This window comes from Nonomuraea sp. NPDC049758 (assembly GCF_040674635.1).
In the GTDB taxonomy this organism is placed as follows: Bacteria; Actinomycetota; Actinomycetes; order Streptosporangiales; family Streptosporangiaceae; genus Nonomuraea.
This window is the reverse complement of sequence record NZ_JBFAMZ010000005.1, coordinates 412,746-425,873: the sequence shown is the minus strand read 5'-3', so window position 1 is coordinate 425,873 and position 13,128 is coordinate 412,746. Positions and strand designations below refer to the sequence as shown.

Sequence of the window (13,128 nt, the reverse complement as noted above, 5' to 3'; positions counted from 1 at the left end):
GCACTTCGCACGGCGGGCGTAAGGGCGTTTTCGCCAAAAAATGCGGATAAATTACCCGATATGCGCATCACTGTGATCGAGCACGAGGCCGGCGCCGGGCTCGGCCACCTGGTGGACTGGCTGGGCCTGACCTGCGACGTCGTACGGCCGTACCGGGGCGAGCCGGTGCCGGAGCGGGCCGCCGACGGCCTGATCGTGCTCGGCGGCGCCGCGGCCGCCTGGGAGGACGAGCGCAGCCCCTGGCAGCCCGCCACCCGCGCCCTGCTGCGCCGCGCCGTGGCGGAGGGCACGCCCACGCTGGGCATCTGCCTCGGCGCCCAGCTTCTCACCATGGCGCTCGGCGGCACGGTCGAGCGCGGCGGGAACGGCCTGGAGGTGGGGGCGTGCGAGGTGGTCGCGCTGCCCGCCGCCGCCTCCGACCGGCTGCTGTCCGGCGTCCCGGCCCGGGCCACCGCCATCCAGTACCACCAGGACGCCATGACGCGGCTGCCGCAGGGCGCGGTGCCGCTGATGACCGGGGCCCAGTACCCGAACCAGGCCTACCGGGTCGGCGAGCGCGCCTGGGCGGTGCAGTTCCACCCCGAGGCCACCCCGGAGATCTTCACCTCCTGGACGGCGGAGTCGGACCTGGAGTCGGCCGAGGACCTGAACGCCGCCGTCAAGGCCGCCGAGCCCGCCCTGGTAGCGACCTGGCGCCCGGTGGCGCAGGCGTTCGCCCAGGTGGTCGAAGCCTCCCGCCCGACCTGACAGGGGCGGCCGGGGGCGAGACGCCGGGGCGGGTCAGAACCAGCGGTCGTGGCCGAGGCCGTCCGTGGCCGATGACTCGGCGGCCCGGTCGTGGCGGCGGGTGAGCAGGTGGGCGATCGCGTGCACGCCTCCCACCGTCAGCGGCAGCGCCGCGAGCCCGAACGCGGTCGCCCGTCCCGGCGCCGCCACCACCCCCGCCCGCCGCAACCGCCGCCACGCCCACGCCGAGAACGGGATCACCACCAGCGGCGCCGTCGCCACCCCCGGCGTGTACCCCCGCGTGGCGGCCGCCTGCGCCAGGTGGACGACCCCGTGCAGCCCGAACCCGGCCAGCACCGCCTGGAACACCGGGCTGCGCCCGCCGCTGCGCGCCCCCAGCGCCGAGGCCCCCGCCACCACGCCGCCCATCAGCCCGATCGCCACGTTCACCCGCGCCTGCGACACCTCCAGCCGCTCCCACGGCACCCCCGGGTACATCCGCTCCAGCCGGGGACGGGCCCGCCGCGCCCACCCCGCCATGGTCGCCAGCTCCTCGGCGTCGTGCACGGCCCAGGCCGCCAGCAATCCCCAGGTCACCGCCGCGGGCATCCGGCTCATGTCGTCCCCTCCTCAGCAAAAAACAACGCTACGTTGCGTTGTACTCTACGGCTTTCCGGAAGCCACCTGTCAAGATGAGCAGGTGCCCAGGATCGAATCGACCGCCGCACGCCTCGCCAAGCTCGGCTTCGCCGACGGTGCCAGAGCCGCCCAGCTGCTCGACCGCACCCCGGCCGACCTCGACGACCTCCTGGAGTCCCTGGTCGCCGTGGCCGATCCCGACCTGGCCCTGGTCTCGCTGACCCGCCTGGCCGAGCGCGAGCCGACCGTCCTGACCGCGGTCCGCGAGGACGAGCGGCTCAGGGCGCGCCTGTTCGCCGTGCTGGGCGTCAGCGCCGCGCTCGGCGAGCACCTGGTCCGCCATCCCGGGCAGACGGCCCTGCTGGCCGAGCCCGAGCTGGGCGAGGCGCGCGCCGCGCTGCTGCGCGCCGTCGGCGCCGAGCCCGGCGAGCCCGAGCCGCGCGCCGGCGACCCCGACCCGCTGGTGGCGCTGCGGGTGGCCTACCGGGGCCGGCTCATGCACCTGGCCGCCCGCGACCTCACCGGGCAGGCCACGCTCCCGGAGGTCATGGCCGAGCTGTCCGACCTGGCCGGCGCGGCGCTGGAGGCCGCCCTCGCGATCGCCCGCGCCGAGGTCGACGACTCCGAGGCGCGCCTGGCGGTCATCGGCATGGGCAAGTGCGGCGCGCGCGAGCTCAACTACATCAGCGACGTCGACGTGATCTTCGTCGCCGAGCCGCGCGAGGGCGCCGACGAGACCAAGGCGCTGCGGTCGGCGACCCGGCTGGCCCAGGCCATGATGCGGGCCTGCACGGCGGCCACCCAGGAGGGCTCGCTGTGGGAGGTCGACGCCGGTCTGCGCCCCGAGGGGCGGTCGGGTCCGCTGGTCCGCACCCTGGCCAGCCACCTGGCCTACTACCGCCGCTGGGCCAAGACCTGGGAGTTCCAGGCGCTGCTCAAGGCCCGTCCGGTGGCGGGCGACCAGGAGCTCGGCGAGTCCTACGTCCAGGCGGTCAACGACCTGGTCTGGACGGCCGCCACCCGCGAGCACTTCGTCGAGGACGTCCAGGCCATGCGCCGCCGCGTCGAGTCGCACGTGCGCGCCGAGGGGGAGCGGCAGCTCAAGCTGGGGCCCGGCGGGCTGCGCGACATCGAGTTCGCCGTCCAGCTCCTGCAGCTCGTGCACGGCAGGCTCGACCCGCTGCTGCGCCGCCGGGCCACCCTCCCGGCCCTGGCCGCCCTCTCCCGCGGCGGCTACGTCGGCCGCGACGACTCGCGCGGGCTCGCCGAGGCGTATTCGTTCCTGCGCCAGGTCGAGCACCTGTTGCAGTTGCACCGGCTGCGGCGTACCCACCTGCTGCCCACCGACGAGGCCGACCTGCGCAGGCTCGGCCGCGCCCTCGGCATGCAGGCCGACCCGGTGGGGGAGTTCACCGCCCGGTGGCGCCGGCACGCCATGGAGGCGCGGCGGCTGCACGAGAAGCTGTTCTACCGGCCGCTGCTCCAGGCGGTGGCCCGGCTGCCGGAGTCGGAGGCGCGGCTGTCCACGGCCGCGGCGGCGGCCCGGCTGGAGGCGCTCGGTTACGTCGATCCGAGCGGCGCCCTGCGGCACATCGCGGCGCTGTCCACGGGCGTGTCCAGGCGCGCGGCCATCCAGCGCACGCTGCTGCCCGTCATGCTCGGCTGGTTCGCCGACACGCCCGACCCCGACGCGGCGCTGCTCGGCTTCCGCCAGGTCAGCGACAAGCTCGGCAGCACCCCCTGGTACCTGCGGCTGCTGCGCGACGAGACGGCGGTGGCCGCCCGCATGGCCCGGGTGCTCGGCACCGGCCGTTACGCCACCGGCCTGCTCATGCACGCCCCCGACGCGGTCGCGATGCTCGGCTCCGACGCGGAGCTGGCCGTGCGCCCGCCCGAGTCGCTGCGCGGCGAGGCGTCGGCCGCGGTGTCCCGGCACGCCGGCGACCCGGAGACCGCGGTGGCGGCCGTGCGCGGGCTGCGCCGCAGGGAGCTGTTCCGCACGGCCGTCGCCGACATCTCGGGGCTCCTCGACATCGAGGCCGTCGGCACGGCCCTGTCGTCGCTCACCGACGTGACCCTGCAGGCGGCGCTCGACGCCGCGCTGGCCAAGGCCCCCGACGCGACCAGGTTCGCGGTCATCGCCATGGGCCGGCTCGGCGGCATGGAGTGCTCGTACGCCAGCGACGCCGACGTGATGTTCGTGCACTCGCCGCTGCCCGGCGTCGAGGAGCGGGAGGCCACCGACGCCGCCTTCGCCGTGGCCAACGAGCTGCGCCGGCTGCTGTCGCTGCCCGCGCCCGACCCGCCGCTGCTCATCGACCCCGACCTGCGCCCCGAGGGCCGCCAGGGGCCGCTGGTGCGCACGCTGGCCTCCTACCGGGCCTACTACGCCCGCTGGTCGTCGCCGTGGGAGGCGCAGGCGCTGCTGCGCGCCCGCTTCTCGGCCGGCGACGCCTCGCTCGGCGCCGCGTTCACGTCCGTGATCGACGAGTTGCGTTACCCGGCCGGCGGGCTGCGTGAGGACGCGATCAGGGAGATCAGGCGGCTCAAGGCGCGCATGGAGGCAGAGCGGCTGCCGCGCGGCGCCGACCCCGCCCTGCACACCAAGCTCGGCCCCGGCGGGCTGTCGGACGTGGAGTGGGTGGCCCAGCTGCTCCAGCTCTGCCACGCGGGCGAAGTGCCGGCCCTGCGCACCACCCGTACCATCGGGGCGCTGCGCGCGGCCTCGGCCGAGGGGCTGCTCGCCCCGGACGACGAGCGCGTGCTGGCCGAGGCGTGGCGGTTCGCCTCCCGGGTCCGCGACGCGATCATGCTGGTCCGGGGCAGGCCGGGAGACAGCGTGCCGGCCGAGGCGGGGGAGCGCCGGCTCATCGCCCGTACGCTCGGCTACCCGCCGGACGGCTCGGAGGACTTCCTCGACGACTACCGCCGCGTCACCCGCCGCGCCCGCCAGGTCGTCGAGCGCGTCTTCTACGGGGGTTGATCCCGGTCCGCGGCCGGGTGTATCAAGACGCAGGTGTTATCCGTTTACGTGGACCTGGCCCTCGGCCTGGTGGTGTCGTTCCTGCTGCTCTCCCTGCTGGTGAGCGGGGTCAACGAGGCGTTCGTGCGCCTGCTCGCGATCCGCAGCAAGTTCCTGTGGGCCTACCTCAGGGACACCCTCGACGGCGCCGACGCGCATGGCAGGTCGTGGCTGCCCGCCAAGGTGCGCGACGTGTTCGCCGCGCTGCCGTTCTCCCGTGATCCCCGGCCGGTCCACAGCGACCAGCCCGCCCCCGCCGAGCCCGGCACGCTGCCGGTCGCCGAGACCGAGGCGCAGGACGCCATGGTCCGGCTGCTGTACGAACGCGTCCAGGAGATCGACCACCCGACGAAGGGCCGGACGAGCATCGCCGACATCCCGCCGGGGCGCTTCGCCGTCGCCCTGATGGAGATGGCGGCCGCCGAGCCCGAGGGCGTCGAGGGCTTCCTGGCCAAGCTCAAGGAGATGGGCAGCCCCCTGTACGGCCACCTGCGCGGCGTCTGGGAGACCGCGCAGCGCGACCTCGACCGGTTCAGGCAGGGCGTCGAGACCTGGTTCGACGGCGAGATGGAACGCCTGTCGATGTTGTACAAGCGCTATGTCAAGTGGGTGGTGGCCGTCCTCGGCCTCCTGGTCACGCTGCTGTTCACCATGGACGGCCTGGAGTACGGCAAGACGCTGCTGCGCGACAACGCCTTCCGCGCCTCGGTGACCGCGGTGGCCGAGGCGGGCCCGGCGGCCTACGACGAGCTCAAGGCCCGGTGCGGCCAGTCCGACCCCGTGCCGTGCATCACCGAGACGCTCAGCGAGCCCGCGATGGTCCAGATGCTCCAGCACGCGCTGGTCAGCATCGCCATCCCGGCCGAGGGCGACCCCACGCTGCACTGGAACGGCGCCACCTGGTGGAGCCGGCTCACCACCCCCAGCCACTGGCCCGGCTACCTGCTGACGTACGTGGCCCTGCTGTTCGGCGCCCCCTTCTGGTGGGACGTGTTCCGCCGCATCACCGGCATCAAGGCCCGGCGCAAGGACCAGTGAGCAGGCCGCCGGTTCAGGCGCTCATGGCGTACAGCACGTCCCGCAGCGACTCCTCGCGCCCGCGCAGCCAGACCAGGCGCAGGGCCAGCGCGGGCGCCCGGCAGTCGAGCGCGACCAGCGCGCCGGAGCCGAGGTCGGCGCCCAGCGCGAAGTCCGGCAGCAGGGCCTGCCCGAAGCCCTGCCTGGCCCACTCGCGGGCGGTGGCGATGCTGGTCAGCTCCCTGCGCGGCACGTCCGGGCCGAACGCCTGGTCGGCCGCGAGCCGGATCGAGCAGCCGGGCGGGCTCACCAGCAGCGGCTCCCGCTCGCCGTCGGGCGCGGCGACCAGCGACAGCGCGACCTCGCCGACGTCGAGGAAGTCCATGCCGGGCGGCGGGGTGAACCCGAGGCCGCCGATCCGCGGGCCGAGGTCGAGCAGGAGCGCCGCGTCCAGGTCGCCGGAGGCCACCTGGGCCAGCAGGTCCTGCCGCATCAGGGAGCGCACGTCCACGTCCAGGTCGGGGCGGCGTTCGGACAGGCGGCGCAGCACGGCGGGCAGCCGGGCCGCGGCCAGCATCTCCAGCGCGCCGACGCGCACCCGGCGGCGCCGGCCGGTGACCGCGCGGCGCACCTCCTCGGCGTGGTCGAGCAGGCCCTGCGCGCGGCCGAGCAGCGCCGCGCCGGCCTCGGTCAGCCGCATGCCCTGGGGCGTGCGCTCGAACAGCGGCACGCCGAGGCTGCCCTCCAGCCTGCGCACCTGCTCCGACACCGACGCCGGGGCCAGGCCGAGCGCGTTCGCCGCGCCGGTGACGGTGCCCGCCCCCGCGACGGCGACAAAGCCCCTCAACTGCCGCAAGTCCATATAAAGCAGCATAAGGTTTTCCCGAATGCCCCGTACGGCGCCGCCTGTTGAGGGGAAATGCGGCGTTTGACCAGGCTGTGGGCATGCGAATGTTCGGTTTCTCCCTTGCCTACTTCCTGGTGATCCTCGACACGACCGTGCTGACGATCGCGCTGCCGGACCTGCGCGCCTCCCTCGGCGGCTCGCTGGCCGGGCAGCAGTGGGCGGTCAATGCCTACACCGTCGCATTCGCCGCGTCGCTGCTCACCGCGGGCGCCGTGGCCGACCGGTTCGGCGCGGCCCGCGTCTTCAAGGCCGGGGTGGCGTTGTTCGGCGCGCTGTCGCTGCTCAGCGCGGCGGCGCCGGACCTGGGCGTGCTGGTCGTGCTGCGCGCGCTGCTCGGCGTGGCCGCGGCGCTGTGCACCGGCGGCTCGCTCGGGCTGCTCGCCGAGATGTTCCCGGCGCCCGCCGCCCGCGCCCGCGCCACCGGCCTGTGGGCGGCCGTCACCGGCTCGGCGCTGGCCGCCGGCCCCCTGCTCGGCGGCCTCCTGGTCGGACTGTCCGGCTGGCGCGCGGTCTTCCTGGTCAACGTGCCCTTCGCGGTGGCCAGCCTGCTGATCATGCGGAACGTCGTCTCCCCGCGCGGCTCCCGCCGGATCGACTGGCAGGTCCAGGCCCTGGCCTGCGTGCTGCTCGGTCTGGTCGCCGAGGCCCTGATCGACACCTCCGCGCTCGCCGCCGCGCTGGCCGTGGCCGTCCTGGTGGCGCTGGTGCTGGTGGAGCGCCGCAGCCACGCCCCCGCCCTGCCCGGCGGCCTGCTCGCCGCCACCTGGCCGGAGCTGCTGGCCGGGACGGTCGCCAACTTCGCCTTCTCCGGCGCGCTGTTCGTGCTCACCCTCCTTCTCCAGGACACCCGCCACCTGTCGCCGGTCGCCGCCGGGCTCGCCTTCCTGCCGCTCACCCTGCCCATGACGGTGAACCCGCTGCTCACCGGCCGCCTGGTGGCCCGCTACGGCCCGCGTCCGCCGATCCTGGGCGGTCTCGCCCTCCTCGCGGCCGGCCTGGCGGGGGTGGCGTTCACCGACGTGCTCGCGCCCTGGCTGGTGGTCATGGGGTTCGGGCTGTCGTTCGTGTTCCCGGCGCTGATGGCGGGCATGGTGAACGCCGCGCCCGCGGGCACGGCCGGCACCGCGGGCGGCGTGCTGAACGCCTCCCGCCAGGTCGGCGCCACCCTCGGCGTGGCGGTGCTGGGCGTCGTCGGGCGGCCCCTGCTCGCCGCGGCCGTCCTGACGGCGGCGACGTTCGGCTGCTACGCCCTGGCCGCCGCCCGCGCCCGGCATGCCGCGCGGGGACGGCGGGAGGCCGCCGCAGTATCGTGAGGCGCACGAGTCAGACGACCGGCGAGGTGACAGTGCGTTTCCAGCATTCCGCGGAGATCTGGCGGGACTTCCCCGACCTGGTGCCCTTCGCGCTCCACGTGGCGGGCGTCGACGCCGCCGCCCGCGTCGAGGACCAGGTGGCCCGCTACTGCGACCTGGCCGCCCGGCGGGCCGCCCCCGAGAGCGAACTGCCCGAGATCCAGGCGTGGCGGCGGGCGTTCACCCGGATGGGGCTCAAGCCGACGCAGTACCGGTGCGCGTCGGAGTCGTTGCTGCGCCGTTTCCGGAAGGAGGGCGCACTGCCGCGCCTGCATCCCCTGATCGACCTGTGCAACGCGGTCTCGATCGCCTTCGCCGTGCCGGTGGCGGTGTTCGACGTCTCCCGCGTCTCCGGCTTCGTCGAGGTGCGGTACGCCTCGGGCGAGGAGACGTACCTGACCTTCTCCGGCGAGACGGAGCACCCGGCCGCCGGAGAAGTGATCTTCGCCGACGCGGACGACCAGGCGCACGCGCGCCGCTGGACCAACCGGCAGAGCGGCCTGTCGGCGGTCCGCGACACCACCACCGACGTGCTCATCGTGGCCGAGGCCCTGCACGAGACGGCCCGCGCCGACGTCGAACGCCTGGCCACGGCCCTTTACGACGAGCTGACCGCCCTGTGGCCGGTGTCGCCGAAGTCGGAGATCCTCACCGCGTCGGCGCCCCGCTTCGACTTCTGACCACGGGGCGGTCCCCGCTCACGGCTCAGCAGGGCGTGAAGTAGACCTTCTGGGTGCCCGACAGGATGCCCCACTCGCCGGCGGGCTGGCCGCAGCCGAACCAGCGCTGGCCGACGAGCTGGTCGCCGTTGAAGTAGGCGAAGACGACGAGGAGGTCGCCGCCGGGTGGCGGCGGCGGGATGGCGTGAGCCGGGGTCGAACCGAGACAGAGCGCGCCGGCGGCCAGCACCCCGGCTAACAGCCCTCGTCTGATCCTCATGACGGTCCTCCAGATCCTTCGGGCGCGTTCGGCCGATGGCCGGTTGCGTGATCTGGGATCAAGGTAACCGCGTTCGGCGAACCCCGCCAGAGCCCTCCCAACCGGCCGTTGCGGGGCCGGACGACCGGCCCGGAGGGCGCGGTGGCTCCGTTTCGCGGGAGTGAGCGGGAAAGGGCCCGGCGCCGTCATCGGCGCCGGGCCCTTTCGTTCCGCGGTTCTCCCGATGGGAGAACCGCGGCCTCACACGTCGTAGTACAGCTCGAACTCGTGCGGGTGCGGACGCAGGCGGATCGGGTCGACCTCGTTCTCCCGCTTGTACGACACCCACGTCTCGATCAGGTCGGGCGTGAACACGCCGCCTTCGAGCAGGTAGTCGTGGTCGGCCTCCAGCGCGTCGAGCACCTCGGGCAGCGAGCCGGGCACCTGCGGCACCTGGCGGGCCTCCTCCGGCGGCAGCTCGTAGAGGTCCTTGTCCATCGGCTCCGGCGGCTCGATCTTGTTGCGGATGCCGTCGATCCCCGCCATCAGCATCGCCGAGAAGGCGAAGTACGGGTTGCACGACGGGTCGGGCACGCGGAACTCGATGCGCTTGGCCTTCGGGTTGGACCCCGTGATCGGGATGCGCACGCAGGCCGAGCGGTTGCGCTGGGAGTAGACCAGGTTGACCGGGGCCTCGTAGCCCGGGACCAGGCGGTGGTAGGAGTTGACCGTCGGGTTGGTGAAGGCCAGCAGCGACGGCGCGTGCCGCAGCAGGCCGCCGATGTAGTAGCGGGCGGTGTCGGACAGGCCCGCGTAGCCGACCTCGTCGTAGAACAGCGGCGAGCCGTCCTTCCACAGCGACTGGTGGCAGTGCATGCCGGAGCCGTTGTCACCGAAGATCGGCTTGGGCATGAACGTGACGGTGTGGCCGTACTCCAGGGCGGTGCTCTTGATGACGTACTTGTAGAGCATCAGGTTGTCGGCCGTCTTGAGCAGCGTGCCGAACCTGAAATCGATCTCCGCCTGGCCCGCCGTGCCGACCTCGTGGTGCTGCATCTCGACGTCGATGCCGCACTCGATGAGGTTGCGCACCATCTCCGAGCGCAGGTCGGTGAAGTGGTCCATCGGCGGCACCGGGAAGTAGCCGCCCTTGTAGCGCGGCTTGTAGCCCAGGTTGCCGCCCTCGGCGCGCTTGCCGGTGTTCCAGGCGCCCTCGATGGAGTCGATGTAGTAGTAGCCGGCGTTCGCCTTCGTCTCGAAGCGCACGTCGTCGAAGATGTAGAACTCGGCCTCGGGGCCGAAGTAGGCCGTGTCGGCGATGCCGGTGCCCTTGAGGTACTCCTCGGCCTTGCGCGCCACGTTGCGCGGGTCGCGGCTGTAGGCCTCGCCGGTCAGCGGGTCGTGCACGAAGAAGTTCAGGTTGAGCGTCTTGTGCTGGCGGAACGGGTCGAGCACCGCGCTGGACGGGTCGGGCAGCAGCAGCATGTCCGACTCGTGGATCGCCTGGAAGCCGCGGATGGACGAGCCGTCGAACATGAGCCCGTCGGTGAAGACGTTCGCGCCGAAGTTCTCGACCGGGAAGGTGAAGTGGTGCGTCGTCCCCGGCAGGTCGGTGAACCTGACATCGACGAACTGCACCCCTTCGTCACTGATGAACTTCAGGACGTCGTCGGCGGAGTTGAACACTCTCGAACCTCCCTGAGGGACTGGCCATCATGCCGACGCTAGGTCGCGGCCGTTTCCGTACGGTGTCTCGATTGTTTCGCATGTGTTACGCAGGGTCACGTCCCCTGGGACGTGTCGCAGCCTCCGTCGAAATCCGGCCGGACGTCCAGGTCGTAGGGGTCGGTGGCCGGGCCCGTCGGCGCGACGGAACCGGGCGGGTCGTCCTCGTAGACGGGGTGGACGAACCCGTCGTCGATGTCGCAGTCGGCCGGGGTGCTGCTCATGCCCCACTTCACCCACAGGGCCGGCTTGCCGTCCGAGCGGTACAGCTGCACCTCGCCGCTGAGCTGCGAGACCAGCCGCATGGTGGTGGCCGGCACGCCGGGGCGGCGCACGGCGTAGACGGCCAGGTAGTTCACGTCGACCTTGACGCCGTGCAGCCCGTCCTCCCGGAAGGTGCCGAGGCGGGCGGCGCCGTTGATCTTGACCACGTCGGTGGCGAGCTCGGCGCTGCCGGGGGCGAAGCTGTTGACCATCTGGCGGCTGTCGTACTTCTTGCCGCCCAGCTCCTTGGAGAACTCCACGCGCTGGTCGGGGTCGAGCAGTCCGGCGAACGCCTTGGGCCTGCCGCCCAGCAGCGTCTCGCGGTCGAGCAGGGCGGCCGCCAGCAGGGCGCGGGTGCGCTCCAGGCCCTTGGCCACCTCCGCCTTCGACAGGCCGCCCAGCGCCTTCGCCGCCGGCATCACGAGGCCCGCGGCGCCGTCGGCGTAGTGCTCGGCGGGCGAGCCGGCGAAGGGGTCGTCCGGGGCCACGGGGTTCGCGGGCACGGACAGGGCCTCCAGGCCGGGGTTCCCGCCGAGCAGGTCGGGGCGGTAGGTGACCACGAGCCCCGCGGCGCCCACGATCGCGCACAACGCGATCAGGGCGACCGACATGCGCCCCAGCCGGCGCGGACCGCGGTCGACCGGCACGTGATCGGCGGGTAAGCGGTCCCGCCGCGGCGGGCGTGGCGCGCGTTGCCGCGTCACGCCCTCCTTGGCCCCCTTGGCGGCGGACGAGCGCATCCTGCGGCGCTCGCCCTCGTCGATCTGCGCGATCACCTCGTTGAAGCGCGCGTCAAGGTCATCCCCGTGTGGCATGGCGACCATGATGGCGAGGGCAGAGCGCGGTTGGGTCACGATGCCGACCGCCCCGGGGGCCGGATACCGTTGACGGCATGAGCAGCAACGAGCCTCGGTGGACGCAGACCTGGCTGGGCGGCATCCGGTCCGCCGGGATCGACCTCGGATACCCGGGTGAGCGCCTCGGGCTGCCCGAGGAGGGCAGCGGATCGGTCGCCGGGTGGGGGCGCAGGATCGCCGCGCTCGTGATCGACTGGATGATCTGCACCTGGGTCGTCGTGCAGCTGCTGCTCAGGATGAACCCGGCCGAGTCCCCGTGGGCGCCCGTGCTGGTGTTCGCGCTCCAATACCTGCTGCTCGTCGGCTTCATGGGCCAGACCTTCGGCCACCGGCTGGCCGGCGTCCGCGTCGCCGCCATGGACGGCGGCGCGCCCCGCCTGCTGCCCGTGCTGGTGCGCACCGTCCTGCTCGGCCTGGCCCTGCCGGCCCTGATCTGGGACCGTGACCACCGCGGGGTGCACGACCGGGTGTCCAACACCGTGGTCGTCCGGATGTGACGACCCGCCGGGCCGGGGCGGGCCGGTGGTTCGGCCCGCTCATGGTGGCGGCGGTGTGCGTGCAGGCGGCGACGTTCGCGGCCCGTCCGATGGTCAGCTACCGGGCCATCGAGATCGGCGCGGGCAACCTCGGCATCGGGCTCATCACCGCCGGATTCTCGGTGCTCCCGCTCTTCGCGGCCGTCTCCGTCGGGCGCTGGGTGGACGCCTCCGGCGAGCGCGGCGCGGCCCTGCTGGGCGCCGCGCTGATCACCGGCAGCGCCCTGGCCCTGGCCGTGGCCCGCTCATTGTGGGCGCTGGTACTGCTCAACGCGCTGTTCGGGCTCGGGCACCTGCTGTCCGTCGTCGCCCAGCAGGCCGTCATCGCCAACCGGGTGGCCGCCGGGGGCCACGACCGCGCCTACGCGCGCTTCACCGTGTTCACCTCGCTCGGCCAGCTCGCCGGGCCGTCCGCCGCGGCACTGGTGGCCGGCGGCACGCTCGCCACCGGCGGCGACGCGGGGGGTGCGGCCGGCGTCGGGCCCGCCCTCGTCGTGGCGGCCGGGTTCGGGCTGGTGGCGGGGCTGGCGAGCCTGTGGACCGACGGGCCGGGCCCGGCGCGCGGGCGGGCCGCCGTCCGGCGTTTCCCGCTGCGCGGCACGCTCGGCCAAGAGGGCATGTGGCAGGCCCTGGTCACGAGCCTGGCCACCGTGTCCACGATCGACCTGGTGCTGGCGTACCTGCCGGCCTGGGGACAGAGCCGCGGCGCCGGGGTGGTCGCGGTCGGCGCGCTGCTGGCGCTGCGGGCCGCCACCACCATGGCGAGCAGGCTCGCCATGGAACGCCTGGTCCTGCGGTACGGCCGCCGCGCCGTCCTGGTGACCAGCACCGTCGCCGCCGCGGTCACCGTCACCGCGCTGCCGCTGTGCGGCCCGGCCACCGCGGTGCCGGTGGTCGCGCTGATGGGGTTCGCGCTGGGGCTGGGCCAGCCGCTGACGTTGTCCTGGGTGGCCGGTCGCGCGCGGGCCGGCGAGCGCGGCACGGCGCTCGCGCTGCGCCTGACCGGCAACCGGCTGGGTCAGGTGCTGGTGCCCGCCCTGGCGGGCGTGGTGGCGGGGGCCACCGGCGTGCTCGGCGTCTTCGCGCTCAGCGCCGCCGTGCTCGCCGCCACCGCCGCTCTGGCCGCCCGCGCGCCGATGAGCACCGCGGAGTAGAAACCCATACC

12 protein-coding genes are annotated in these 13,128 nt (G+C 73.9%); 7 read left to right on the top strand and 5 right to left on the bottom strand.

Annotated elements, in window-relative coordinates:
- Positions 1-60: 60 nt before the first annotated feature.
- Complete coding sequence (locus AB0J46_RS16310; RefSeq protein ID WP_364331917.1) at positions 61-747, top strand: type 1 glutamine amidotransferase; 687 nt, start codon at positions 61-63, stop codon at positions 745-747.
- A 33-nt stretch (positions 748-780) separates the two neighbouring features.
- Here AB0J46_RS16310 and AB0J46_RS16305 read toward each other — a convergent pair whose 3' ends face one another.
- Complete coding sequence (locus tag AB0J46_RS16305) at positions 781-1,344, bottom strand: HXXEE domain-containing protein (protein WP_364331914.1); 564 nt, start codon at positions 1,342-1,344, stop codon at positions 781-783.
- An 82-nt stretch (positions 1,345-1,426) separates the two neighbouring features.
- On the opposite strand from AB0J46_RS16305, the gene AB0J46_RS16300 reads away from it, so the two are divergent.
- The gene (locus tag AB0J46_RS16300; protein WP_364331911.1) at positions 1,427-4,348 is read left to right on the top strand and encodes a bifunctional [glutamine synthetase] adenylyltransferase/[glutamine synthetase]-adenylyl-L-tyrosine phosphorylase; all 2,922 of its coding nucleotides are present in this window, start codon (positions 1,427-1,429) and stop codon (positions 4,346-4,348) included.
- A gap of 33 nt (positions 4,349-4,381) precedes the next feature.
- A complete protein-coding gene (locus AB0J46_RS16295) occupies positions 4,382-5,425 on the top strand; it encodes a hypothetical protein (protein ID WP_364331908.1) in 1,044 nt (347 codons plus the stop codon).
- 13 nt (positions 5,426-5,438) lie between these two features.
- On the opposite strand, the gene AB0J46_RS16290 is transcribed toward AB0J46_RS16295, so the two are convergent.
- Positions 5,439-6,266, bottom strand: a complete 828-nt coding sequence (locus tag AB0J46_RS16290) for a LysR family transcriptional regulator (protein ID WP_364331905.1) — start codon at positions 6,264-6,266, stop codon at positions 5,439-5,441.
- 83 nt (positions 6,267-6,349) lie between these two features.
- Between AB0J46_RS16290 and AB0J46_RS16285 the strand changes: the two genes are divergently transcribed.
- Positions 6,350-7,624: an MFS transporter gene (locus tag AB0J46_RS16285; protein WP_364331902.1), complete on the top strand. Its 1,275-nt coding sequence runs from the start codon at positions 6,350-6,352 to the stop codon at positions 7,622-7,624.
- Entirely contained in the window at positions 7,621-8,343 is a 723-nt protein-coding gene (locus AB0J46_RS16280; protein WP_364331899.1) for a phenylalanine--tRNA ligase beta subunit-related protein, read from the top strand. Before AB0J46_RS16285 ends, AB0J46_RS16280 begins: the two co-directional genes overlap by 4 nt.
- Positions 8,344-8,368: 25 nt before the next feature.
- On the opposite strand, the gene AB0J46_RS16275 is transcribed toward AB0J46_RS16280, so the two are convergent.
- The 3 genes from AB0J46_RS16275 to AB0J46_RS16265 all read right to left on the bottom strand — a co-directional run bounded on the left by AB0J46_RS16275 (position 8,369) and on the right by AB0J46_RS16265 (position 11,385).
- Positions 8,369-8,602 carry a hypothetical protein gene (locus AB0J46_RS16275; protein ID WP_364331896.1) on the bottom strand — a complete coding sequence of 78 codons (234 nt, stop codon included), beginning with the start codon at positions 8,600-8,602 and terminating at the stop codon, positions 8,369-8,371.
- Positions 8,603-8,842: 240 nt separating this feature from the next.
- Positions 8,843-10,267: a type I glutamate--ammonia ligase gene (glnA, locus tag AB0J46_RS16270; RefSeq protein ID WP_364331893.1), complete on the bottom strand. Its 1,425-nt coding sequence runs from the start codon at positions 10,265-10,267 to the stop codon at positions 8,843-8,845.
- Between the two features lie 95 nt (positions 10,268-10,362).
- Complete coding sequence (locus AB0J46_RS16265; RefSeq protein ID WP_364331890.1) at positions 10,363-11,385, bottom strand: hypothetical protein; 1,023 nt, start codon at positions 11,383-11,385, stop codon at positions 10,363-10,365.
- Positions 11,386-11,462: 77 nt separating this feature from the next.
- On the opposite strand from AB0J46_RS16265, the gene AB0J46_RS16260 reads away from it, so the two are divergent.
- Positions 11,463-11,924: an RDD family protein gene (locus AB0J46_RS16260; RefSeq protein WP_352323046.1), complete on the top strand. Its 462-nt coding sequence runs from the start codon at positions 11,463-11,465 to the stop codon at positions 11,922-11,924.
- Positions 11,921-13,117: an MFS transporter gene (locus tag AB0J46_RS16255; protein WP_364331886.1), complete on the top strand. Its 1,197-nt coding sequence runs from the start codon at positions 11,921-11,923 to the stop codon at positions 13,115-13,117. The genes AB0J46_RS16260 and AB0J46_RS16255 overlap by 4 nt, the downstream gene beginning before the upstream one ends.
- The last annotated feature ends 11 nt before the right edge of the window (positions 13,118-13,128 follow it).